Genomic DNA, 23,458 nt, shown 5'->3' on the forward strand with positions numbered 1-23,458 from the left:
GCTCATGTCCAATCTTTTTCGACACCTGCCGTCAATGGATTCCGTGCTGGACGCCCTCTCTGGGCATTCAAGCCTTGCAGAACTTCCTCGCCCCATGCTGCGTGAGCTGGTCACCAGTTTCCTGGACAGCCTGCGTCAGGACATCCGCTCTGGAGCCATTCAGTCCGAGGACGAACTCCAGCTCAAAGCCCTGCTTCCGGGACTCATCGCCTTTGTGCGTGCCCAGTCCCGCCCACATTTCCGCCGGGTACTCAACGGAACAGGCGTTGTTATCCACACCAACCTCGGCCGCTCAATTCTGGCACCCGAAGCCATGTCTGCGGTTGCCGATGCCTGTGCGAACTACTCCAATCTCGAATTTGATCTCGAAACAGGCGAACGCGGCTCCCGCTACAGCCATGTCGAACAGCTCCTGTGCAAGCTGACAGGAGCAGAGGCCGCACTCGTCGTCAACAACAACGCCGCGGCGGTCATGATCGTCCTCGGAACCCTTGCACAAGGCCGAGAAGTCATTGTCTCCCGTGGGCAGCTTGTGGAAATCGGTGGGTCTTTCCGCATCCCTGACGTGATGGAAAAAAGCGGTGCCCGGCTTGTCGAGGTCGGCGCAACCAACCGCACGCATCCTCAGGATTATGAGCAGGCAATCACAGAAAACACAGGAGCACTCCTGCGGGTCCACTGTTCCAATTTCCGGATTATTGGCTTCACCAAAGAAGTTCACGCCGAGGAACTGGTACAGATTGGACGCAGGCACAATATTCCAGTTTTTGAAGACCTCGGCAGTGGCAGTCTTTCCCATTTTTATGGAGGCGAACTGGACGAACCCACTGTGCAGGAAACCGTGGCCGCTGGTGTCGATGTTGTCTCTTTCTCTGGCGACAAGGTCCTTGGCGGCCCTCAGGCTGGCATCATTGTTGGTCGTCGCGAATACATTGAACGCATCAAGCACAACCCGCTGAACAGGGCCATGCGCATCGACAAAATGACGCTGGCCGCTCTCGAAGCAACCCTTCGGCTCTATCTTGACGAAAACAGCGTCAAAGCCAAGGTTCCCACCCTGCGCATGATTTCTGCCACAGCAGAAGAACTTGAACAGCGAGCAGACGTGCTGTCCTCGCTTGTGGCAGAGCGTTACCCACAGCTCAGCGTCAGCACTGCACCGGGCCAGTCCCGTGTTGGTGGCGGTTCTTTCCCAGAGCGCAATCTGCCGACCACGCTTGTGCGCATTGCAACGCCACAAGGCCAGCATGTTGACGCCCTGCGGACGGCTCTCCTCAACACCACGCCCCCGCTCGTGGGGCGCATAGAAGACAACAAATTCTGCATTGACCCACGCACCCTGCGCGATGACGAATTTGAACTTCTTGCAGAGGTTTTGGGTGAGGCTCTGGACGCCATGCCTTTGAGTTCTTAATATACTTACAGGAAAAAGCAGGGCTGCCCTGTCGCAGCCTTTTTCATATTCTACAGACAGGAAAGGAGAAACGATGAGCACTGACAAGCTGACCTCTGAAACCCGCAGCTGCTGGGACGTTTATGCAGAGGACCGGAAAGAAATGGACGCCCTTGCTGAGCGCTATATTGACTTTTTGAGCACCTGCAAGACTGAGCGCGAGACTGTCGACTACATGGTCGAAAAAGCCCTCGAAGCTGGCTTTAAGCTTGATGACGATTCCAGCGACAAGGTTGTCAAAATCATGCGCGGCAAGAGCATGTTCCTTGCCCGCCGTGGTAAAAAGCCCCTGTCCGAAGGCGTTCGCCTGCTCGGCGCTCACTGCGACGCTCCCCGCCTCGACTTCAAGCAGCACCCTGTCTACGAAGAATGCAACATTGGCCTTGCCAAGACCCATTACTACGGTGGCATTCGCAAGTATCAGTGGTTTGCCCGCCCGCTGGCCCTGCACGGCGTGATCGTCAAGCAGGACGGCGAAGTCGTCAAAATCAACATCGGCGAAGATGCTTCTGATCCGGTGTTCACCGTGCTCGACCTTCTGCCGCACCTCGCCTATGAGCAGGTCGAAAAGAAGCTCGCCAAGGCTTTTGACGCCGAAAAAATGAACATTGTGCTGGGCCACGCCCCCGCAGAAAAAGACGGCGACGACGACAAGGAACTCATCAAGAAGCAGATCCTCGTTCTGCTGAACAAGAAATACGGCATTGTTGAAGAAGATTTTTACAGCGCAGAAATTCAGGTCGTTCCCGCTGGTCCCGCACGCACTGTCGGTCTCGACGGCTCCCTGATTGGCTCCTACGGACAGGACGACCGTATTTGTGTCTTCACCGGCTACGAAGCCCTCATGGGTGAAGAACAGCCCGAGCACACGCAGATCGTACTCTTCTGGGACAAGGAAGAAATCGGCTCCGATGGCTCCACCGGCGCTAAGAGCATGTTCTTTGAGTACTGCATGCAGGACCTTCTCGATGCATGGGAACCCAAGACCCCGCTTCGCAAGGTTCTCCTCAACACCAAAGCCGTTTCTGCCGACGTTCACGGTGGTCTCGATCCCGACTATCAGGAAGTTCACGAGAAGCGTAACGCCGCTCTCGTCGGTCACGGTCCCGTGTTCTGCAAGTTCACCGGCCATCGCGGCAAGTATTCCGCCAACGACGCCCACGCTGAGTTTGTCGGCTGGATTCGCAAGGTTATGAACGACAGCAACATCCCGTGGCAGATGGCAGAGCTGGGCAAGGTCGACCTCGGCGGTGGCGGCACCGTCGCCAAGTATCTCGCCGTCTACGGCATGGACATCATTGACTTCGGCCCCGCGATCCTCGCCATGCACTCACCCTTTGAGATCGCGTCCAAGGCTGACGTCTATGCAACCATGCGCGCCTATCAGGCATTTTTGAGAAGCTAGGGATTATGTACGAGACTCCGTCTCGTGCTCTGCAAGGGGCGCAGTTTTATTGGGGCGCTGCCCCAAGCCCTGCAAGGGGCGCTGCCCCTTGACCCCGCCCAAGGACGAGGCCCTTGGGAATCCCGCTTTCGCTGAAAAAATAAAGGGGCTGAATGGGATGAGAGCAAAGCTCTCCTCTCCATCAGCCCTTTCTTTTTCAGCTAGTGGCGTTTCCCGATTGCGTGTTCTTTTGCCTTTTCCAGACCGCACTTATTTTCTTTTTGAACGCTCGCGTTCAAAAAGAAAATGGTGGCAACGCACGGGCAAGAGAAAGAGGCTCTCGACGCTAGCCCCAACAAGTTTAAAAACCGTCCAAGCAAAGCTTGAACGGCTTTTAAACTCGATGAGGATACGTAGGGGAATCATTCCCTTGCGCGGGGGTTTGGGGGCTGGCCCCCAATTTCTCCCACCCCCCATCCAGCCTCGCTGGCCTAGGCATGCTCCAAAGGCGCGATGCTTGACTTGGTGGCATGGTTCAGTATGAAATTTATTCACGACAAGGAGAGAAAGATGCCTCTTTACGAATTTGAATGCGAGAAATGCGGACACCAGTTTGAAGAGCTGGCGTCCTTGAATAGTGATGCGACTCCGACCTGCCCTGAGTGTGGCGGCCAGAGCCATAAACTGATGTCGACGGGAGCGCTGCACATTGAGGCTGCGAGTCCTTTGGACAGAAAGCCTGATGCCAAGTTCCATGACAACATGAACAAGGCCATGAAGCGGAGAGCAGTTGCTGCTGCGGCATGCCCGGGCAAAAAAAACGGAAGCTGTTCAGGCTGCACAAACTGCTAGCCAAACGCTTCCGCTGTTTCATTCTTTATCTAGTCTTTTTCTGGCCTATCATACAGCCAGGACCCCATTCCACAGGCGTTGCACTTTTTGCAGGGAGCTTTCCCGCAGAGAGGCGACGCCTGTACTGCTTTGTAGCGCTCCCACTCCCGCCGGAGGAAGGACCGGTTCACGCCTGTTTCGATGCACTCCCAGGGGAAGGCTTCGTCAGCGCCACGCTCTCGATCGAGATAGGCGGACATATCGCCATCCCAGGCCCGGAGCGCCTTTTTCCAGCTCAGTCCCTGACAGGCTGACATCTCAATGAGATCAAAAACCTTCTCGTCACCACGAGCCAAAAGGCCCTGTAAACGAGCAGGAGCAGGCTTGTCCACACGCACCTGAAATCCCTTGATAGGCTTCACAACACTCTTGAGCTTCTTCATCACCTTGTTCAGATGCTCTTCGGTTGCCATCGGTGCCCACTGGAAAGGTGTCCACGGCTTGGGGACCAGACTGCTCACGCCAATGGTGACGTGCCCGACTCCGGTCTTTTTCTTGCCCTTTCCGGCATCAATTGCCGCTCGAATTTCCTTGAGGAATTCGCCCAGCTCGTCATAATCCGCCTCTGTTTCATCCGGCCACCCTGCAATCAGATACAGCTTGAGATGATTAAACTGAAGCTTGCTGATGCGCGAAACAGCATCAAGAAAAACATCTTCCTTGAGATTCTTGTTGATCGCCTTGCGAATACGATGGCTTGCTCCTTCGAGGGCGAGGGTCACACTACGGGTACCCGTCCGCCGAAGAAAGGTCAGCATGTCGTCAGTCAAGCCATCATAGCGAAGAGAGGCCAAAGAGAACTTGGTGCCACGATCCTGTAACCAGTGCAGGAATGGCATCAGGTCCGGCCAGTCCGTGAGCGCAGTTCCCACAAGGCCAACCTTGCCGGGGTTCACACGCTCGACAGCCCGCTTAAGCACATCAACCTGTGCATGACGGGGCGGACGATAGACATAACCTGCCGCACAAAAACGACAGCCATAGGGGCAGCCGCGATTGACTTCGAGCAGAAACATGTCACGAAATTCTGATTCCTGCGTCACAAAACAGGAGTGGCCCGGCTCAGGAAGTTCACGCTCGGAGCCAGCCAAAACACGACGAACAGGGTCCTTGGACAAGCCAGGAATGTAGGCGCCATCCATGCCCACGTGATCGGCAAGGTAGTCTGCGCGACTCTTGCCACCAAAGACATAGTCGACACAGTCAGAAATAATCTTGGGGAAACCAGCTTCGGCCTCGCCAACCCAAAACAGGTCAACGGCAGGAGCAACAGGCGCAGGGTTCATGAAGGACAGCGGACCACCGGCAATAATAATCGGCCAGTCGCCACGATCGGCAGAACGCACAGGGATGTTCGCCCGGTCCAGCATCTGCACCATCGCCCGATACTCTTCTTCAAAGTTCAGGCTAAAGGAGATGACCGGGAAATCTGAAAGCGGACGCCCAGAATCATAGGCACGCGGCTCTTCGTCGCCACCTTCCCAGAAAAACCGTTCAACAATAATGCCCGGCTCATCCTGAAGAAGCTTCCACACCACCTGCCAGCCAAGGGTAGAAAGCCCAAGGCGTGAAGGTCCGGGAAAAACAAGGGCAACGGGAAGCCGTCCACCCCACTCTTCAGCGGCAGGACGGTCAAGGCCATAATAGATGCCAGATTCTGGCGGATAGAACTGTGTCTCGCTCATGCGGCGGTTATATACGGATTGCGGGGAAAGGCAACCATTGCCCCCATCGAAAAAACGGGCCGTCTCCACAAGGAAACGGCCCGTCTCTTTTTTCTACTCAATCCCAACTAGTTCAGGATAGCCTGCTCTTCGTTGTGCACAGCAGCCTGCATGGGTTCGACCCCGTCAAGCTGCGCAACAAGCGGTGCGATAGCCTCGCGAAACGCCTGCATGCGGTCTTTTGCAACTGGAGCAGCAGAGGGAGATTTCAGACGGCGCGGATTAATATACGTGCCGTTTTTCTGCATGCGGAAATCAAGATGTGGTCCAGTGGAATATCCCGTGGAGCCAACATAGCCGATAACCTGCCCCTGCTTCACCCGAGTGCCCACGTTCACGCCCTTTCGGAAGCGGCTCATGTGCATGTAGGTGGTCATGTAGGTGCTGTTGTGCCGAATTTTGACGTAACGGCCAGCACCCTTGCCCCATGCCCGCTTGATAATCACGCCATCACCAACAGCCCTGATGGGCGTCCCAATAGGCGCGGCATAGTCAATGCCGAGGTGCGGACGACGGATTTTCAATATGGGGTGCATGCGGCTTCTGGAAAAATTGGAGGAGATGCGGACAAAATCAAGCGGAGCTTTCAGAAAAGCCTTTCGCAGGGAATGGCCTTTTGCATCATAAAAAGTCTCGCGTCCGTTCTTGTCAGCAAAAAGGAAGCCTCGGAAGTGGTCGCCCTGATTCACAAATTCAGCAGCAGTGATGCGACCATAGCCCACAAAATTTCCTTCCCTGTAGCGCTTTTCTACAAGCACCTTGAAGCTGTCACCCTTGCGGATGTCACGAATAAAATCCACATCCCAGGCAAAAATATTGGCGAGCCGAACAGCCAACGCTGCCTTTTCACCACTTGCCGTCACAGCGTTGTACAAAGAGGATTCCACCTCTCCGTTCACCACTGCGGTGCGGATGTCATAGGGAATAGCTTCCCGTTTGGCGTCAAAACCATCGTCGCCTTTGGTAATGACGAGTTTCTCATCGTTGTCAATCTCGTACTCAAAGCACTGGAAATCGCCGTCGGCAGTCACAATGCAGTATGGCCGGCCAGCTCGCATTCCATTCAGGGAAAAAACGTCTTTGGAAGTCTGGGCAAGAGTATGAATTTCTAGCGGAGAAAGAAGAGAAGAAAGAAGTGTAGAAACAGACTGGCCGCGTTCAATGCGTCCTGCGCTGGTCGCCAGAACAGGTTCCGGCGTTTCTGGAACCACAGGAGTCTGCACTTCTGGCGCAGTCTCAGTCTGTGCCTCGGAAACACTCAGCTGTTCAGGGACAGCCTGCTGCCCTTTCGTGACCAAAACGGTCGCGATCGTACAAAGTGCTCCCACGAGTACGGCAGCAACGAGGATACGCCGGCCACCCACAATGCGGAAACGTGCTTTCCTGCTAGTATTCGGTCGGTTTTCCATGTTGTCACCATTCGTCCGATCTTGGACGGTCAAAGGTTATACGACACAGTTGGGGAAAGGGGGCTGGAGCATACGCCACTCCAGTCCCCGGGGAAGATACGCGTCATTCGGGCTAGTCAGCCTGTGCCCGCAAAAATGCAGGCGTTTCGAAGTCATCTTCGTCAAAGACGAAATCCTCCTGACCTGTGCGGCTAATCTGAGGATTATGTCCGGCGCCACCGCGGTTGCGGGTGCCTCGGCGAAGATAGGCTGGAGTCCGAAGATCCGGGTCATTCTGAGCAAACTCACGTCCGCGCTGCAAACGCTCCTCACGGCTCGGGCTGGACATTGGGGGAACAGCCGTTGTCGCAGGTTTGGTCACAGTCACAGGACGAGGTGCTTCGGGAGCTGCGGCTGTGGTCTTTTTTGCAGACGCGCCGCCCTTGTTCCGAAGTGATTTTGCCGAACCACCCTGAAGTTTGTTGAGAAGTGCGAGGGGATCATTCTCGCTTGCGGGCTGAGGCTGCTGCTGCGGAGTATTTTCAATACCCGTTGCAATAACCGTAATGCGCATCTCGTCGGAGGCTTCCTGTTCGAAAACCGTACCGAAGTAGATGTTGGCATCTTCATCCGCTGCTTCAGAAATAATGCTTGCTGCTTCCGCGACTTCATCAATGGCCAAATCAGGACCACAGGTCACGTTCATCAGCACGCCACGTGCGCCTTCAATATTCACATCCTCAAGCAGAGGACTGGTAATGGCTTTCATGGCGGCTTCGCGGGCGCGAGATTCACCACGGGCAATACCCGTACCCATCATGGCGAGACCCGACTCACTCATGACAGCTTTCACGTCTGCGAAGTCAAGGTTAATGAGTCCGGGCACCATAATGAGATCAGAGATACTCTTTACAGCGTAATACAGGACTTCATCAGCCTTTTTCAGCATATCCAAAAAGGTTGCCTTCTTGGATGCCAAAGAGAGCAGCCTGTCATTCGGGATGGTAATCAGGCTGTCAACATTGTCAGCAAGGTTCTTGATGCCGCGTTCTGCGCTCTCAAGTCGACGCTTGCCTTCAAAGTAAAAAGGTTTGGTAATGACACCAACAGTCAGGGCGCCCATTTCTTTTGCCACTTCGGCAATGACAGGAGCAGCACCAGTACCGGTGCCACCGCCCATGCCCGCAGTGACGAAAACCATGTCCGCACCATTGAGTCTCTCGCGGATTATGTCAATGCTTTCCAGAGCAGCCTCGCGGCCAACTTCCGGATCTGCACCCGCGCCAAGACCCTTTGTCAGTTTCTCGCCCAGCTGAATCTTGAATTCAGCGCTGGACTTGTTCAGGGCCTGAACATCAGTATTTGCAGCAATAAAGGTCACGCCCTTGAGCGCGGAATTGATCATGTTGTTGATCGCGTTTCCGCCACCACCACCGGCGCCGACGACTTTTATTTTTGCCGCATTTTCATTCTCAAGTTCCAAATAATCCATGCGTATCCTCCTTCCTCCCTTACGGGATGTGAAGTTTTCCCCTTACCAAAATTCATTTCCCCTTACTTCACGTCGATGAACCACTTCCGCATTTTCCCCAAAATGCGGTTGAACATTCCGTCGTCCCGAATTCTAAAGCTTTGTTCAACGCCTTCCTTTTCTGCTCCAAACATGAGCAGGCCAGCAGCTGTGGCATACATGGGGCTATTCACCACATCATGCAGGCCGCCAATTTCGCGCGGATAGCCCACACGAGTTGGCATGTTGAAAATCTGCTCTCCAAGCTCCTGCATTCCCTCAATGAGCGCTGTTCCACCGGTAAGGACAACGCCTGCTCCGAGCTTAGATTTGAATCCAGAACGCGTAAGTTCCTGATCTACAAGAGCTAATATCTCTTCAACGCGTGGTTCGCAAATATCAGCCAAAGTCTTCCGCGACAAGCGCCGGGGTGCCCGGTCGCCCACGCTTGGGACTTCGATGAACTGGTCACCAGTCACGAGGTCGGCCATGGCACAGCCATAGCTCACCTTGATCTGCTCTGCGGCGGCCATCGGTGTCCGCAAACCAAACGCAATGTCATTGGTCAGGTTTGCGCCCCCAAGGGCCAATACAGAGGTATGTCGAATAGAATCTTCCGAAAAAATAGCGAGGTCTGTCGTTCCTCCACCAAGGTCGACCAAAGCAACGCCAATCTCGCGTTCTTCTGGAGTCAGCACCGCCTTGGACGATGCAAGAGCCTCCAGCACGATGTCGGCGACATCCAGCCCGGACCTGTGGCAGGAACGGACAATGTTCTGGGCAGACGTCACCGCGCCAGTCACAATGTGCACCTTGACCTCAAGCCGCACACCGGCCATGCCAAGCGGGTCATGAATCCCGCGCTGGTCATCAACGATGTACTGCTGTGGCAAAATATGTATGACTTCACGATCAAGTGGAATTGCGACTGCCTTTGCAGCGTCAATCACCCGTTCCACATCTCTTTGGGAAACTTCACCGCCCTTTACAGCAATCACACCGTGGCTGTTAAAGCCCTTGATGTGACTTCCTGCAATGCCTGCGTAGACTGAGCGAATGTCACAGCCAGCCATGAGTTCAGCTTCTTCCAGCGCCTTTTTGATGGACTGGACAGTCTGCTCAATGTTGACCACAACGCCTTTTCGCAGGCCCGTAGACGGGCTGGAGCCGATACCGACAACATCCACGCCTTCCGGGGTCAGCTCGCCGACCACGGCACAAATTTTTGTAGTTCCAATATCAAGACCGACAATGAGTTCAGACCTGGCCATGCCGTTCTCCTTCCGTATATTCCCGCAGGATGCGAAGCCTTGTCCTAGGCACGTACAAACACTTTTCCACCGACAATGCGGATACCCTTGACCTGTGTGCTCTCGCCCCGTCGGACAAGATCGGCCCAGACAAGCCTCAGTTTGTGCATATTCTGTTTCCAGTCCCTGCGCTCCAGAACAAGTCTCAGCGCAGGCCGCTCAAAAGTGAGCTGAATAAAACGCCGGGAGACCTGTACAAGGGCTGCATCTCCGGGCCGCAGCTGGGTTTGTCCCAGCCAAAGCTGACTCAAAAGTTCTGGCAGTTCGGGAACCAGATCCTTGCCGCCCCGGTCATATTCAAGAAGAGGAAGCGGAAGAATCCGTTGTGCAGTCACCCGATCAATGGTCTTGCCAAAGACGTCAGCATAAAAAAGTTCGTTTTTTTTCAGTATCCAGTAATACGGAACCCGTTCCTGAATGCTGATGCGCAAATCTCCGGGTGGAATCCGCCGGACCCGGACAACATCTGTCCACGGGTTTTGACTCAGCCGTTCTTCCATATCTGCAATCTTGAGGTTCAACACATTGTCCCCAAGCTGCACCCCGGCAATCCGCGCCACCTCTCGCGAACTGAGGTGGGAGATCCCCTGCACTTCTATGCTTTTGAGTGCGAGAGTCTCACTCGTGGTAAGCCATCGGAATCCGACAAGAAAAGCCACACTCGCCGTCACCACGAAAGCCGTACCAAGGACTGCGAAAAAGAGCCAGACCAGAGCTTTGCCCGGTCGTATCCGCACGCTGCGACTTTTTCGTGCGGAATTTGAGCGGTATCGGCTGCGTCGTACGCTTCGCCGTCCGGTCATGAAAGAACCTTGACTTCCAGCTCCAGCTCAATGCCATACAGGCGCTGCACAGTCTGCTGTGCCTCAGCAATGAGTTCCAAAGCCTGGTCGCTGGTTCCGGCCCCTGTGTTTACCAAAAAATTCGCATGTTTTGTGGAAAATTCCATGCCGCCGCATTTTTTCCCACGAAAACCTGCATCGTCCAGCAGCTTCCCGGCAGAAATGCCTTCCGGGTTCCGGAAGGTGCACCCTGCGCTCCATGCCTCAACAGGCTGAGTTCTGCGCTTGGTGTCCCGATGCTCTGCCATCCGCTCCCGAATCAGCTCGCTCGTGCCCCGTTCCATGTCCAGCTCTGCAGCAAGAACAAGAAACCAGTGGTCAAAGGTCCGCGGAGCAAAAAATCTGTAGCCCGTCAGGACGTCATCCCGCGAAACCCAGCGCAAGCCGCAGCAAGGAGAAAACACAAGCACCCTGCGCATCAGATCGGCCATGCAGACACCATAGGAACCAGCATTCATGGCCACAGCGCCACCAAGCTTTCCGGGGACCCCCATCAGGCCCTCGGCGCCACTCAGCCCCTTGCCTGCGCACCAGCTCAGGAATGCGGGAAGCCCCATTCCTGCCTCGGCGCGGACAGTCACCTTGTCGCCGCGTTCAGCAACGACTTCGGGCTTGCCCGGAGAAGGAACCCGTACCAGCGCATAGGGCAGCTCGCCGTCTGCCGCCAGTATGTTGGACCCCTTCCCCAGCATGAGAGGCGTTCCACCAAGACGGTCCAGCTCTGCGGGGAGAGCGTCCAGCTCCCGCACGTCATTCAGGCAGATCTCGGCAAGTGCCGTTCCACCCAGATGCAGGGTTGTCCGCTCCCTGAGACTCGGTGCAGAATGTATTTTCAGTCCCACTGGTCTCTCCGAATCGTCCTAGCCTTCGCTTCCGAGCCAGCTCGTGCCAGCCTGCCAGATGTTGCCAGCGCCAAGCGTCAGCAGCACATCACCAGAATGCAGAACCTGAGGAAGTGCCTCAGTCAGCGAAGGAATGCTGTCATAAAACTTCACATCAGCCTGAGACGTGTTCCGAATGCCCTGTGCAAGGCATTCGCCAGTCACGCCCGGAATAGGCTTTTCACTTGCCGGATAAATTTCTGTCAGCAGCAGGGAATCAACCTGTCCCAGCGCCGAGCAAAATTCCTGAAAAAGTGCCTTGGTTCGCGTGTAGCGATGCGGCTGGAATGCCACGACAAGACGGCGGTCAGGATAGCACTGTCGTGCAGTTGCCAGCGTTGCCTTGATCTCGGTCGGATGGTGACCGTAGTCGTCGACAACCAAAACACCATCACGCTCACCCTTTCGCTCAAAGCGACGGCCAACGCCACCGAATGTTGCCAGTCCGCGCAGAATAGCGTCCTGAGGCACACCAGCCTCAATGGAAACACCAATAGCGGCAAGGGCATTCAGCACATTGTGCAGTCCGGGCTGGCGCAAAATCACTTCGCCCCAGTATTCATCCCGATAGAACACGTCAAAGCAGCTCTCGTCCTCGCAGCGCTTGATCTTGCCGCGAAGCCTGTTGCCCTCGCTCAGACCGTAGGTCATGACTGGGCGCTTGACCTCAGGCAGGATGCTGCGAACGACCGGGTTGTCTCCGCACACAACATTGCGGCCATAAAATGGCACCCGGTTCATGAAATTTATAAATGTTTCGCGGATTTGATCCATGTCATCGTAAAAGTCCAGATGATCGAGGTCCACGTTGGTCACAACGGTCATAATCGGCGAAAGGCAGAGGAAAGAACCGTCAGACTCGTCTGCTTCGGCAATCAGGAACTCGCCCTTGCCCAGAAGGGCGTTGGTACCAAAGGCATTCAGACGACCACCGATAATCACGGTAGGGTCAAGCTTTGCCTCAGTAAAAATCGTTGCCAGAAGCGAGGTCGTAGTGGTCTTGCCATGCGTTCCGGCAACAGCAATGCCCTGTCGCAGACGCATCAGCTCGGCCAGCATCTCTGCACGGGGAATAACCGGAATACGGTGCTCGCGGGCTTCCATCACTTCGGGATTGTCTTCCCGAACAGCAGTGGACTTCACCAGCACATCAGCATCGCCAACGTGCCCTGCGGCGTGACCCTGAAAAACAGTCGCGCCAAGGGACTGAAGACGTTCGGTCACCGGGCTGGAACTCAGGTCAGAACCTGAAACCTCGTAGCCAAGGCTCAAAAGCACTTCTGCAATGCCATTCATGCCCGTTCCGCCAATGCCGACCATGTGGATTTTACGAATTTTATTTTTCATGGATGTCGTCTATCGTTTGCAGGGTATTCCCCGTTATGCTTGTGTCATTGCCTCAATGGCATCAACCAGCAGCGCGGCGGCGTTTGGTGCGCCAAAGCCCTTGGCTGCCTGCCCCATCTCAGTGATGGTCTCTGGATTCGCAAAAAGCTTTTCCAGCTCGTCAAAGAGGCTCCGTGTCGAGAGTTCAGACTGTGGAAGCAGCACGGCCGCCCCAAGGCGTTCCAGGTGACTGGCATTCACGGTCTGATGGTCATGCGTTGCAAAGGGAAACGGAATCAGGATTGAGGGGCGACCAGCAACGGCCAGCTCCGCAACAGTTGTTGCTCCAGCCCGGCACAGCACAAGGTCTGCCCAGGCATATGCGGCCTTCATATCCTGAATAAACGGCGCAACGCGAAAATCTTCTCCAGTACAGCCAGCATCGGCATAGGCCGTGTGCATGGCATCAAAATCTGCTTTTCCTGTCTGGTGCCAGAGGGAATATCCCGCATCTTTCAGTCGGGGCAATTCCTCTGCCACTGCGGTGTTCAGCGCATGTGCACCAAGGCTTCCGCCAACAATCAGCACTCGGCGGGAAGGCGCCTCTACAGTACTCTCCGAGAGTTCACGAATGCTGCCGCGAACCGGATTGCCAGTAAAAATGCACTTTTCCTTTGCAAAGCTCCCGCAGGAGTCAGGAAAACTTAAAAAGACCCGTTTACAGAATTTGGACAGCAAGGTGTTCGATGCACCCGCGACGCTATTCTGCTCATGGACGGCGCAGGGGATGCCGCGCAGACGAGCTGCCATAACCGGGGCAAAACCTGCATAGCCACCAAAGCCAACAACAGCCTCTGGCCGAAAGCGCCCCAGTTCCTTCCAGGCAATGCCAAGTGCCCGCAGCATGGAGAACAGGGCCGCAATACCCTTGAGTCCACGCCCCAGCACGCCTCGCACTGGAAGCCCCAAAAACTTCACTCCAGCCTGAGCAGCAAACTCGGCTTCGCGTCCGTACTGGCCACCGATAAACAGTACTTCTGCGTCAGGATTCCTGCGCTGTACTTCTTCGGCCACGGCCAGTGCCGGAAAAATATGTCCACCGGTTCCCCCGGTTGTAATCACAAGTCGCTGCACGCTATTTTTCCCTCTTTCGCGAGATGTTCAGCAACATCCCGACACAAATGCAGGTCACAAGAAGGTTGGAGCCGCCATAACTGATGAACGGCATCGGCACACCCTTTGGAGGGGCAACGCCCAGCACAACAGCCAGATTCAGCACAGCGCCAAGGGCAATAATGCTCACCAGTCCCAGCGCTGCAAAACGGTCATGGGCATCTGTCTGAGCCAGTGCGACAGAAAAGCCTCGCCACAGGAAGGTGCCCATCACGAGGAAGAAAAGCGAAACACCAAGAAAACCAAGCTCCTCGCCAAGGACAGCCATAATGAAGTCATTATGCGCCTCAGGCAAAAAGAGCAGCTTCTGCTTGCCCGCTCCAAGCCCCGCTCCGGTCCACTGCCCTGCGCCAAAAGCGTACAGGGACTGCACGACCTGATAGCCGGATTCCTGAGCATGTTCAAATGGATGCATAAATGCGGTCAGGCGTTTGAGTCGGTACGGCTCGCTCAAAATAAGCGCCCAGCCACATCCGGCTCCAAGCACGGCGGATGTACCGAGGTACACGAGGCTCGTCCCTCCCACAAGGCTCATTATAAAAAGAATTCCACACAGAAAGACTGCGCCGCCAAAATCTGGCTGAAGCAAAAGCAGTCCGCACAAAATCCCGGTCATGACGACAGGCGGCATAAAGCCCACGCTAAACGTCTTTACCTTGTCCTGCTTGTGGCTAAAGAAATATGCGAGGTAAAACACCAGTGCGAGTTTGGCAAATTCCAGCGGCTGCAGGGAAATTGGCCCGACATGAATCCATCGGCGGGCACCACCAGCCACCACGCCAAACGGCGTCAGCGTCAGCCCCAAAAAGAGCATTGCGCCCAAAAGCCACACGTAGGTCAGCTTGTAGACCAGCTTTCTGGAAATAAAGAAACACAGAAGCATGGCTGTCAGGCCCGCCATCATAAACAGGGCCTGACGCCGGAAAAACACATAAGGATCACCAAGCTGCCGCCCGGCCATCACGCCCGAAGCGCTCATGACCATAATCATGCCGATGCACAGCAGGAGCAGTGCAGTAAACAGCAGCGTGTAATCAAAGCGCTGTTCTGCAAAAACCCGGCGCACCGTACTTCGTGGTGCCTGTGCTGATGCTGTTGCGGCAGACTCAGTGTTCATTGCCTAAAGCTCCTGAAAGAGTGTGCGGAAATGCTCTCCGCGCTGTCCATAGTTGTCATAGAGGTCAAAGCTTGCCGTTCCCGGCGAAAGAAGCATCACATCTCCTTCCTGCGCCTGCGTCATAAGCCAGCGCACAGCTCCGCCCAGTTCTGGCTCCCAATGCATGGTGGCAAGGCCTTCCCATGCACTCTCAAAGCGCTCCCGGCTAGCTCCAAAAAGCCCCAAGGCCCGAACCTTGCGCTTAATGAGCGGGGCCAGAGATTCCAGATCGCCACCCTTGTACTTGCCTCCTGCCAAAAGCAGAATCGGGCGGTCAAAAGCTTCCAGAGCGGCCTTGACCGAGGCAAGGGTTGTTGCCTTGGAATCATTTACAAACAGGATGCCCTGCTTTTCGCCGACCCGCTCCAGCCGGTGCGGATGCGGCACATATGTTTCCAAAGCATTCCGCATTTCGCGTTCACTCACGCCAAAGCGGCTCAGCGCCTGAAATGCTGCTTCCATGTTGCACTGGTTGTGCTCACCCGGGAGCAGCTCGGACTCAAAACGGTCCGTGGATTCAAAATATATGCGGTGCGCCTTTGTAAACGGCTGTTCCGCAAGCTGGCTGCGCATCTCTTCCGGAAGAATCACAAAGCTGTCTTCGCTCATGTGCGCAAAGAGATTCAGCTTGGCATCAAGGTATTCCTGCATGTCCCTGTGGTAGTCCTGATGGTCCACGGACAGATTCAGAAAAACCCCGACTTCCGGTGCAAAGCTGGTGCAGTTCTGCGCCTGAAAACTGGAAACTTCCAGCACCAGAACATCGGCCTCGTCGTCACCAAGCACATAGGACGACAGCGGTGTGCCAATGTTGCCTCCCTCAAAAACCCGGAATCCGGCTTCGCGCAAAATATGTGCGCACAGAGAGGTCGTGGTGGTCTTGCCATTGGTGCCCGTAATCGCCAGCACCTTTCCTGTGGCATAGCGCCCGGCAAGCTCAAGCTCGGAAATCAGCTCCGCGGTGCAGCCTTCCGGCAGGCATTCGCGGATTTTGCCGACCGGAATTCCAGGAGACAGGACAATGCGACTGGCTCCTGCAAAATATTCAGGCTTGTGCGGCCCGGTCAGAAGGGCAATGCCCTTGTCTTTGCACTCGTCCTGCAACTCCACGCTGACGTTTTTGGGCATCAGCTCCAGCAGGTTCACGTCGGCTCCAAGCTCATGGAGCAGTCGCGCTGCATCCCGACCAGACTTTCCAGCGCCAACAACAACCGCGCGAGAACCTTTCTCGCTTCCAATCAATTCCTTTCGCATGTCCTTGCCTTATCTCAACTTCAACGTCGAAAGAGCCATCAGCGCCAGAAGGAGTGAGAGAATCCAGAACCGGATGATAATTTTCGATTCCGGGATACCTTTGAGTTCAAAATGGTGGTGCAGCGGAGCCATACGGAAAATGCGCTTGCCTCCGGAGAACTTGAAATACCCAACCTGCAAGATGACCGAAAGCGTCTCGACAACAAAGAGACCACCCACAATCACCAGCACCAGCTCGTGCTTGCACAGGACAGCGATAAAACCAAGCGTGGCCCCGATGGACAGGGAACCAACATCGCCCATAAAAACCTGCGCCGGGTACGCGTTGAACCACAGGAAACCAAGCCCTGCGCCAACCAGTGCGCCACAGAAAACTGTGACTTCACCCATGCCCTGAAGGTGAGGAATATTCAGATAATTCGCGATCTGGGCATGACCCGTGACGTACACAAAGATTGCAAAACAGGCCCCGGCAACAATGCTCGGGCCAATAGCCAGCCCGTCCAGCCCGTCTGTCAGATTCACGGCATTTGACGCGCCAACAATCACCAGCACGGCAAAAGGCAGGTAGAACCAGCCAAGGTCTGGCCGCAGTCCCTTGAGAAAGGGAAAAACCAGATGCGTGTCATACGCAGGCTGCTGAATCAGGAAAAACATGGCCAGACCAGCAACCAAAAGCTGAAGGCTCATTTTCGCAGCCGGGGACAGGCCCTTGTTCTGCTTATGGGAGACCTTGACGTAGTCATCAAGAAATCCAACAAAACCAAAGCCTGCAAAAACAAACATAGACAGCCAGACATAGACGTTGGTCAGATCGGCCCACAAAAGGCAGGCCACGAGCAAAGAAAAGCCCATGAGCAGACCACCCATAGTGGGGGTTCCAGCTTTCTGCTTGTGCTTGGCAACATCCTCGTGAATCTGCTGTCCAAACTTGATGCGGCGCAGCCAGTCAATAAATGCAGGACCAATCACAATCGTCAAAAGCAGCGCGGTCAAAAGCGCCCAGATGCTTCGGAACGTGATGTACCGAAAGACGTTGAACAGTCCAATTTCAGTGGATAAGGGGTACAGCAAATTATAAATCATGCCTGGTTTTCTCCATTCAGGCTTCCAGTCAGCACGTCTGCAAAGCGCTCCATGCGCATGGAGCGAGACCCCTTAAACAGGGCCACGCCGGGGGCAAGGTTCAGCCCAGCAAACAGTTCCGGCAAAGTTGCAGGATTATCAATCGCAAAGAACGGCCCATTCCAGTCGCATCCGCGCAATCCGTCAAGCAGATCATCAGCATGCTCGCCGTGGAAAAACACTGCGGCAGCTCGATTTTCGGCCAGCGACTGCGCCATGCCTGCATGCAGCTTTGCCGCATCAGGACCGAGTTCTTTCATGTCGCCCAAGACACACACCAGAGGACGCTCCCCTGCCAGCTCACGGGCATTGGCAATTGCCCGTTCCATGGACAGCGGATTCGCGTTGTACGTATCGTCCAAAACGGTCCATTCCCCAGCAGGGATACAGACATTGCGGTGCTCAGGCAGTTCTGCTGTTTCCAGTCCACGCTGGATTTCGTCCGGCCCAGCGCCCAGCTGCATGGCAACTGTTGCCGCGGCCAGCACGTTTTCCGTAAAGAAATCACCAAAAAATGGCAGCGTCACATCCAGCTCAAAACTGTCGAGGTGCACGAGATAGCGTCCACCACCCTTTCCGCCACCAAGATAGCTGGCCCGGAATCGGTCAGAGTGCCCCTGCGTGGAAAAACCAAGCACAGTGGGGAACCGGCGCGTCGCCTCAGCCCACAGCTCCGGGTAATCCATACTCACAAAGGCCCGGCCACCCGGCTGGACAAACTCCAGAAGATCTGTCTTGCAGCGGGCAACGCCCTCAATGCTCCCCAGTCCTTCCAGATGCACCGGCCCAATGTTGTGAATCACAGCGACATCAGGACGAACAAGAGCACCCAGCTCGTTCATGTCGTGCTTTTCGCTAATGCCAAGCTCCAGCACCCAAAAGCGTTCCTCACCGTGGAATTCCATGATGTTGCGCGGAACACCGAGCTGGTTGTTATAATTCTTGTAATTTTTTGCCGTCTCACCCATCTGGGCAAGAATAGACGCCAGCAGTTCCTTGACCGAGGTCTTGCCAGCCGAACCCGTCACAGCAATAACCGTCGCAGTTGTACGGTCTCGCCAGCAGGCACCCAGCTGACCAAGAGCAGCCAGAGAATCCCTGACCATCAGCACAGGGCAGGACTCGGCGAGTTCTGGCAAGGGCCGCTCGGCAACAATGGCCAAGGCTCCCTGCCTTGCGGCCTGTGCCGCAAAATTGTGCCCGTCAACCCGCTCACCAGCCAGACACACAAAGACATCCCCGTGCCCAACAGCACGGCTGTCTGTCTTCACGCCAGCAATCTGGCTCTGCCCCTGCGCCTGACTCATGTCACCAAGCGCATTCATGGCTGTGGCTGCATCAGCAAGTGACAGCTTCACCGAGGATCTCCTTTACCACTTCGAAATCATTAAAGTGATGGCGTTCGCCCTTCACTTCCTGATAATTTTCATGACCTTTGCCTGCGATGACCAAAACATCATCCGGGAGCATTGCCCCAAGGGCCGCAGCAATGGCTTCCCGACGGTCCACCTTTTCGATGACCTGCACACAGCCAGTCAGGCCGGGCCGGGCGTCAGCCATAATGGCTTCCGGGTCCTCAAAACGTGGATTGTCAGACGTCAGCACCGCAACATCTGCATAACGGCAGACGGCTTCACCCATAAGCGGACGTTTGGCCCTATCGCGATTTCCACCGCAGCCAAACACCGCCAGCACGCGCGCAAAGTCCAGATCGCGCACGCAGGACAGCACATTTTCCAGAGCATCTGGAGTGTGGGCATAGTCAACAAAGACATGCAGACCTTTTTCATTGGGGACACGCTGCAGACGGCCCGGAACACCATGAAAATCTTCCAGAGTTTTCAGCCCGCGGGGCTTGACGCCAAGAGCAAGGGCCGCACCCTGTGCAGCCAGCAGATTGGCCGCGTTGTACAGACCAATCAACGGTGAATCAATTTCCCATGACTGCCCGCCATGTTCGACCCGAAGATGAATGCCGCACGAGGTGCAGGACTGCATCTGACCCATCATGCTCGGCTGGTGCGCTGCCTCAAGCCCATACGTCACGCTTTCAGGGCAGCGCTCCGCCAGCCGGCGACCATAACTGTCGTCCACATTGATCACGCATGCCTTTGCCTGCCGAGGCAATTCTGTGAAGAGCCGTGCCTTGGCTTCAAAATAGGCATCCATGGTCTTGTGATAATCCAGATGATCCTGTGTCACGTTGGTCAATACCGCAACATCAAAGGCAATTCCCGCGACCCTGTCCTGATCAAGGGCGTGGGAAGAAACTTCCATGACAACCGTATCGACCCCGGCTTCGGCCATGTTTGCGATGATCTCATGCAGCTTCCAGCAGTCTGGAGTCGTCATGGAGGAATCAACGCTAAAGCCGGGCCAGCGGCAATTCACCGTTCCGATAACGCCAACCCTGTGGCTGTTTGCCGACAGGACATGCTCAAGCATGTAGGTGATGGTTGTTTTACCGTTGGTTCCGGTCACACCCACCATGTGCATGCCGTGTTCAGCGGTCTTGAAATATGCAGCAGCGAGACTGCCAAGGGCAGCGCGAGGATTCTCATGCTCAACCAGCGTTGCCTGTGCGCCTTCCGGAAGAACAGTTCCCGGAACAGCCACAATCCACTCCGCCCCCTGTTCGAGAGCAGCGGGAATATACTGAGCGCCATCAACACCAACACCCGGAACAGCCACAAAGGCTTCCCCGGGTTTTACCTGTCTTGAATCGGAGCGGACCATAAGGCCCTTTGCGACAGCGCGTACAAGTTTTGTCCACATGTCTTTCATGTACTTCAGCTCCGCCCGTCTTCGGGCATCAACCAGAAAACCGCCTGCCCGGCGCTCTTCCATGGTGTTCCCGGAGGCGGACTCTGTTTGCCGATGATGTATCCTGTGCCACGGAGGTCCGGCATCACCCCCGCGTCCGCAAAAATTTTGACGGCCTGTCGCAGGGAAAGCCCCACAACATCCGGAACAAGCAATGGATTTCTCACATCAGGAGAACGGTGAACAGCGGCCTGAACCGCCCGCTCCAGCTCTCGCGGAGCAGCAAAGGAATCAGGAGAAGCAGCTTCGGTCATGACTTCGGGCAGCTCGCCAAGGAAAGCAAGCGATTTCAGCGCAATTTCCCGAACTGCCGGAGCAGCAACAAGCCCGCCATAATAGACTGGGTGCGGCTCATCCACCGAGACCAGCACAACATAGCGGGGATGCGTGGCCGGAATCATGCCGACAAACGACGCGAGGTATTTTTTCCCGTATCCACCAGAGCGGCTGGCCTTCTGCGCTGTGCCCGTCTTGCCGCCAACTGTCAGCCCTTCGATGCGGGCGCGCTTGCCTGTGCCCTCTTCGACAGCGGCCTGCAACATCCCCAGCACCGTATGCGTCACTTCGGGGCTAAACACAGCGCGTTCTGGCTGCGTCGGCTGCTGCCCGGCAAAAAGCCGCAGGGGCTTGAGCACTCCATCGTCTGCAAGGCAAACATACGCGCGAGCAGTCTGGAGCGCGGTCACAGCAATGCCCTGTCCAAAGGACGTCGCAGCAAGGTCAACCCGCTGCCATGTCCCAGGATTCCGCAAAATGCCTTTGCTCTCAGGAAGCTTGAGTCCCGAACGGGACCCAAAGCCAAGCTTGGTCAAATAGTCGTAATAGCGGGATGCACCCATTTCGAGGCCAATCTTTGCCATGCCGATGTTTGAAGAAAGCTTCAAGACTTCGGCAACACTCAGATCCTCGTACTTGTGCGTATCCCGAATGGTGACGCCGTCCAGCCGGAAGCGGCCATTTTCGCAATACACGGCCGTTTCTGGGGCAACGATGCCCTCCTGAAGGGCGGCGGCAATAAGAAAAGGCTTTAAGGTCGATCCCGGCTCCAGCGCATCAAGGGCAACCCTGTTGCGCCAGCCAAGTGAACGATATTGCCTGTAACTGTTCGGATTGAAAAGAGGATATTGCGCCCACGCAAGGATGTCGCCACTCTCAACTTCTGCGACCAGAGCAACACCAGACTTTCCGTTATACTGGCTGACAACCTTGGAAAGCGCCTGCTCGGCAACGGCCTGAATATCTGCATCCAGAGTCAGCCGGACATCCTGCCCATGACTGGGGGATTCCTGCTCACCGTCCAGATACAGTTTTCGCCCTCGTGCATCCCTCTGCACTATTTGCCGATTTTGGACGCCCGTGAGCTGCGTATTCAAGGACCGTTCCAGACCTTCCAGCCCGTGCCCATCCTGACCGCAAAAACCCAAAAGCTGGCCCGCAAGCCACTTGTTGGGATAGAGTCGGCGGTATTCTTTGACCAAAGAAATTCCACCAATATCCAAGGACCTTACACCAAAGGCGACCTTATCACTCACCTGCCGTTTCAGCCAGACAAAAGGCCGACGGGAGGAGAGTTTTTTTACTAATTTATTCGCGGGGATATTTAGCACACGCGAGAGGCTGCGTGCAGCTTGTGCAGGATTTTTCACCTGCACAGGTCGGGCATACACGGACTGACACTGCACACTTTGTGCAAGAATTCGTCCGTGACGGTCAAGAATCCTGCCTCGTTCACCATTAATGAACTCACTGGCAAGATGCTGCCGACGGGCGCGCTCAGCGAGCATATCGCCATCCAGCACCTGCACCTGAAAAGCCCTACCCCACAAAACAAGCCAGACCAGCCCGAAGAGTCCCGCCACAAGGGCGAGTCGAATCCGGCTCCAGTCTTTTTCCTGTTTGTGTTGCGGCGAGTAGCTTCTCATTGAGGCGCCTCCACCCGTGGCGATTTTTGGGGCAGCTCATCCAAAACCCGGATCTGCCCCGGGGCGGCAGGTGCAAGGCCAAGTTGCCGTGCCTGCCTGCGCAGTCGGTGGGGACTGAGCAGGTTTTCCTGTTCGACCCCAAGCTTGGTCAGCAGACTGCGGTTTCTGTTCAGGGCGTCCTGCTGTTCTTTCAGGGTGTAGGCAATATCCATTCGTTCGATATTGCACCACACCAAAGAAAGTCCCTGAAGGAGAGCAAGGAGGAGCAGAATGGCAATTGCTCCATCCTGCCAGTCCCTTAATCCTTTCATTCGTCATCTTCCGTAACGGGGAGCTTTTCTGCCACCCGCAGCTTTGCGCTTCGCGAACGGGAATTGCGTTCCAGCTCTTCCTCTCCCGCAGTCACAGGCTTGCGGGTCAAAACTTTTACCTGCGCCTTGTGTCCACAAATGCAGATCACCTGCTCGCGCGGGCAGAGGCAGCCCTTGGCTTCCTCACGGAAAAAACGTTTTACAATGCGGTCTTCCAGTGAATGGAACGAAATAACCGCCACCCGAGCACCGGGTTTCAGGTACGGAAGAATGGCCTCTAAAAAGCCCTCCAGTTCCTGAAGTTCCTGATTCACTTCCATCCGGAGGGCCTGAAAAGTTCGTGTTGCAGGATGCAGCCGGGCCTTGGCCCGCATCTTTGCCGGATAGGCATCCTCAACAATCTTGGCCAGCTCCAGAGTGGTTTCAATGGGCTTCTTTTCTCGCGCGTCAATGATGGCTCGGGAAATGCGTCCACCCATAGGGTCTTCGCCATACTTGCCTATAATGCGCTTGAGCTTCTCAAGGCTTGCCCGGTTCACCAGCGAGGACGCGGTTGTCCCGTCGCCAAGGGTCCCCATGCGCATGTCGAGCGGTCCATCTTCAAGAAAGCTAAACCCGCGTTCCGGGTCATCAATCTGCAAGGAAGACACACCAATATCGATCATTGCGCCATCAAGAGAGTCCCAGCCAATATCCGCGAGCGCAGTTTCAAACTGACTAAAACGGCAATGTGCAAAATGCACCCGGCCCTCAAAAGGCTCCAGCCGCTGGCTCGCTAGGGCGATGGCTTCACGGTCCCGGTCGCAGCCAAGCACCTGAGCGCCTTCACCTGCGGCCTTGAGAATTGCTTCAGTATGGCCACCCATACCAAGCGTTCCATCCAAATATTTTCCACCCGGCTTTGGTGCGAGGTATGAAATCACTTCATCCCGCAAAACCGGGATATGAACCTCTTCGGGTCGCTTTTCTTCAACGCTCACAGCGC

At 55.5% G+C, this 23,458-nt stretch carries 19 protein-coding genes; 3 read left to right on the forward strand and 16 right to left on the reverse strand.

What is annotated here, in order from left to right; all coding sequences use genetic code 11:
- Window positions 1-4 precede the first annotated feature (4 nt).
- The 3 genes from selA (at window position 5) to B5D23_RS05830 (ending at window position 3,689) form a co-directional block, all read left to right on the forward strand.
- Window positions 5-1,414: an L-seryl-tRNA(Sec) selenium transferase gene (selA, locus tag B5D23_RS05815; protein WP_078684474.1), complete on the forward strand. Its 1,410-nt coding sequence runs from the start codon at window positions 5-7 to the stop codon at window positions 1,412-1,414.
- 73 nt (window positions 1,415-1,487) lie between these two features.
- Window positions 1,488-2,858: an aminopeptidase gene (locus B5D23_RS05820; protein WP_078684475.1), complete on the forward strand. Its 1,371-nt coding sequence runs from the start codon at window positions 1,488-1,490 to the stop codon at window positions 2,856-2,858.
- 549 nt (window positions 2,859-3,407) lie between these two features.
- Entirely contained in the window at window positions 3,408-3,689 is a 282-nt protein-coding gene (locus B5D23_RS05830) for an FmdB family zinc ribbon protein (protein WP_078684477.1), read from the forward strand.
- Window positions 3,690-3,718: 29 nt separating this feature from the next.
- Here B5D23_RS05830 and B5D23_RS05835 read toward each other — a convergent pair whose 3' ends face one another.
- From B5D23_RS05835 to rsmH, 16 genes are all read right to left on the reverse strand, one after another.
- Entirely contained in the window at window positions 3,719-5,413 is a 1,695-nt protein-coding gene (locus tag B5D23_RS05835) for a radical SAM protein (protein WP_078684634.1), read from the reverse strand.
- 107 nt (window positions 5,414-5,520) lie between these two features.
- Window positions 5,521-6,861 carry a M23 family metallopeptidase gene (locus tag B5D23_RS05840; protein ID WP_078684478.1) on the reverse strand — a complete coding sequence of 447 codons (1,341 nt, stop codon included), beginning with the start codon at window positions 6,859-6,861 and terminating at the stop codon, window positions 5,521-5,523.
- Between the two features lie 112 nt (window positions 6,862-6,973).
- Complete coding sequence (gene ftsZ, locus B5D23_RS05845) at window positions 6,974-8,332, reverse strand: cell division protein FtsZ (protein ID WP_078684479.1); 1,359 nt, start codon at window positions 8,330-8,332, stop codon at window positions 6,974-6,976.
- 62 nt (window positions 8,333-8,394) lie between these two features.
- On the reverse strand, window positions 8,395-9,621 hold the full coding sequence (gene ftsA, locus B5D23_RS05850; protein WP_078684480.1) for a cell division protein FtsA: 1,227 nt from the start codon (window positions 9,619-9,621) through the stop codon (window positions 8,395-8,397).
- Between the two features lie 44 nt (window positions 9,622-9,665).
- On the reverse strand, window positions 9,666-10,397 hold the full coding sequence (locus B5D23_RS05855) for a cell division protein FtsQ/DivIB (protein WP_159445930.1): 732 nt from the start codon (window positions 10,395-10,397) through the stop codon (window positions 9,666-9,668).
- A 62-nt stretch (window positions 10,398-10,459) separates the two neighbouring features.
- The gene (gene murB, locus B5D23_RS05860; RefSeq protein WP_078684482.1) at window positions 10,460-11,344 is read right to left on the reverse strand and encodes a UDP-N-acetylmuramate dehydrogenase; all 885 of its coding nucleotides are present in this window, start codon (window positions 11,342-11,344) and stop codon (window positions 10,460-10,462) included.
- 18 nt (window positions 11,345-11,362) lie between these two features.
- The gene (gene murC / locus B5D23_RS05865; RefSeq protein ID WP_078684483.1) at window positions 11,363-12,730 is read right to left on the reverse strand and encodes a UDP-N-acetylmuramate--L-alanine ligase; all 1,368 of its coding nucleotides are present in this window, start codon (window positions 12,728-12,730) and stop codon (window positions 11,363-11,365) included.
- A 33-nt stretch (window positions 12,731-12,763) separates the two neighbouring features.
- Window positions 12,764-13,843: an undecaprenyldiphospho-muramoylpentapeptide beta-N-acetylglucosaminyltransferase gene (gene murG, locus B5D23_RS05870; RefSeq protein ID WP_078684484.1), complete on the reverse strand. Its 1,080-nt coding sequence runs from the start codon at window positions 13,841-13,843 to the stop codon at window positions 12,764-12,766.
- 1 nt (window position 13,844) lies between these two features.
- Window positions 13,845-14,999 carry a putative lipid II flippase FtsW gene (ftsW, locus tag B5D23_RS05875; protein WP_078684485.1) on the reverse strand — a complete coding sequence of 385 codons (1,155 nt, stop codon included), beginning with the start codon at window positions 14,997-14,999 and terminating at the stop codon, window positions 13,845-13,847.
- A 3-nt stretch (window positions 15,000-15,002) separates the two neighbouring features.
- Complete coding sequence (gene murD, locus B5D23_RS05880) at window positions 15,003-16,292, reverse strand: UDP-N-acetylmuramoyl-L-alanine--D-glutamate ligase (protein ID WP_078684486.1); 1,290 nt, start codon at window positions 16,290-16,292, stop codon at window positions 15,003-15,005.
- Window positions 16,293-16,301: 9 nt separating this feature from the next.
- Complete coding sequence (gene mraY, locus B5D23_RS05885) at window positions 16,302-17,378, reverse strand: phospho-N-acetylmuramoyl-pentapeptide-transferase (RefSeq protein WP_078684487.1); 1,077 nt, start codon at window positions 17,376-17,378, stop codon at window positions 16,302-16,304.
- The gene (locus tag B5D23_RS05890) at window positions 17,375-18,775 is read right to left on the reverse strand and encodes a UDP-N-acetylmuramoyl-tripeptide--D-alanyl-D-alanine ligase (protein WP_078684488.1); all 1,401 of its coding nucleotides are present in this window, start codon (window positions 18,773-18,775) and stop codon (window positions 17,375-17,377) included. The genes mraY and B5D23_RS05890 overlap by 4 nt, the downstream gene beginning before the upstream one ends.
- A complete protein-coding gene (locus B5D23_RS05895) occupies window positions 18,756-20,201 on the reverse strand; it encodes a UDP-N-acetylmuramoyl-L-alanyl-D-glutamate--2,6-diaminopimelate ligase (protein WP_078684635.1) in 1,446 nt (481 codons plus the stop codon). The genes B5D23_RS05890 and B5D23_RS05895 overlap by 20 nt, the downstream gene beginning before the upstream one ends.
- Before the next feature lie 5 nt (window positions 20,202-20,206).
- Complete coding sequence (locus tag B5D23_RS05900) at window positions 20,207-22,162, reverse strand: penicillin-binding protein (RefSeq protein ID WP_078684489.1); 1,956 nt, start codon at window positions 22,160-22,162, stop codon at window positions 20,207-20,209.
- A complete protein-coding gene (locus B5D23_RS05905; protein WP_078684490.1) occupies window positions 22,159-22,473 on the reverse strand; it encodes a hypothetical protein in 315 nt (104 codons plus the stop codon). The genes B5D23_RS05900 and B5D23_RS05905 overlap by 4 nt, the downstream gene beginning before the upstream one ends.
- Entirely contained in the window at window positions 22,470-23,453 is a 984-nt protein-coding gene (gene rsmH / locus B5D23_RS05910; protein WP_144012561.1) for a 16S rRNA (cytosine(1402)-N(4))-methyltransferase RsmH, read from the reverse strand. The genes B5D23_RS05905 and rsmH overlap by 4 nt, the downstream gene beginning before the upstream one ends.
- Between the last annotated feature and the right edge of the window lie 5 nt (window positions 23,454-23,458).

The organism is Desulfobaculum bizertense DSM 18034 (assembly GCF_900167065.1).
Lineage (GTDB): Bacteria > Desulfobacterota > Desulfovibrionia > Desulfovibrionales > Desulfovibrionaceae > Desulfobaculum > Desulfobaculum bizertense.

Bases quoted from the DNA above. Each gene is read 5' to 3' on its own strand.
- selA (WP_078684474.1), top strand. From the start codon at position 5: ATGTCCAATCTTTTTCGACACCTGCCGTCAATGGATTCCGTGCTGGAC.
- B5D23_RS05820 (WP_078684475.1), top strand. From the start codon at position 1,488: ATGAGCACTGACAAGCTGACCTCTGAAACCCGCAGCTGCTGGGACGTT.
- B5D23_RS05830 (WP_078684477.1), top strand. From the start codon at position 3,408: ATGCCTCTTTACGAATTTGAATGCGAGAAATGCGGACACCAGTTTGAA.
- B5D23_RS05835 (WP_078684634.1), bottom strand. From the start codon at position 5,413: ATGAGCGAGACACAGTTCTATCCGCCAGAATCTGGCATCTATTATGGC.
- B5D23_RS05840 (WP_078684478.1), bottom strand. From the start codon at position 6,861: ATGGAAAACCGACCGAATACTAGCAGGAAAGCACGTTTCCGCATTGTG.
- ftsZ (WP_078684479.1), bottom strand. From the start codon at position 8,332: ATGGATTATTTGGAACTTGAGAATGAAAATGCGGCAAAAATAAAAGTC.
- ftsA (WP_078684480.1), bottom strand. From the start codon at position 9,621: ATGGCCAGGTCTGAACTCATTGTCGGTCTTGATATTGGAACTACAAAA.
- murC (WP_078684483.1), bottom strand. From the start codon at position 12,730: ATGAAAAATAAAATTCGTAAAATCCACATGGTCGGCATTGGCGGAACG.
- ftsW (WP_078684485.1), bottom strand. From the start codon at position 14,999: ATGAACACTGAGTCTGCCGCAACAGCATCAGCACAGGCACCACGAAGT.
- murD (WP_078684486.1), bottom strand. From the start codon at position 16,292: ATGCGAAAGGAATTGATTGGAAGCGAGAAAGGTTCTCGCGCGGTTGTT.
- mraY (WP_078684487.1), bottom strand. From the start codon at position 17,378: ATGATTTATAATTTGCTGTACCCCTTATCCACTGAAATTGGACTGTTC.
- B5D23_RS05895 (WP_078684635.1), bottom strand. From the start codon at position 20,201: ATGAAAGACATGTGGACAAAACTTGTACGCGCTGTCGCAAAGGGCCTT.
- B5D23_RS05900 (WP_078684489.1), bottom strand. From the start codon at position 22,162: ATGAGAAGCTACTCGCCGCAACACAAACAGGAAAAAGACTGGAGCCGG.
- B5D23_RS05905 (WP_078684490.1), bottom strand. From the start codon at position 22,473: ATGAAAGGATTAAGGGACTGGCAGGATGGAGCAATTGCCATTCTGCTC.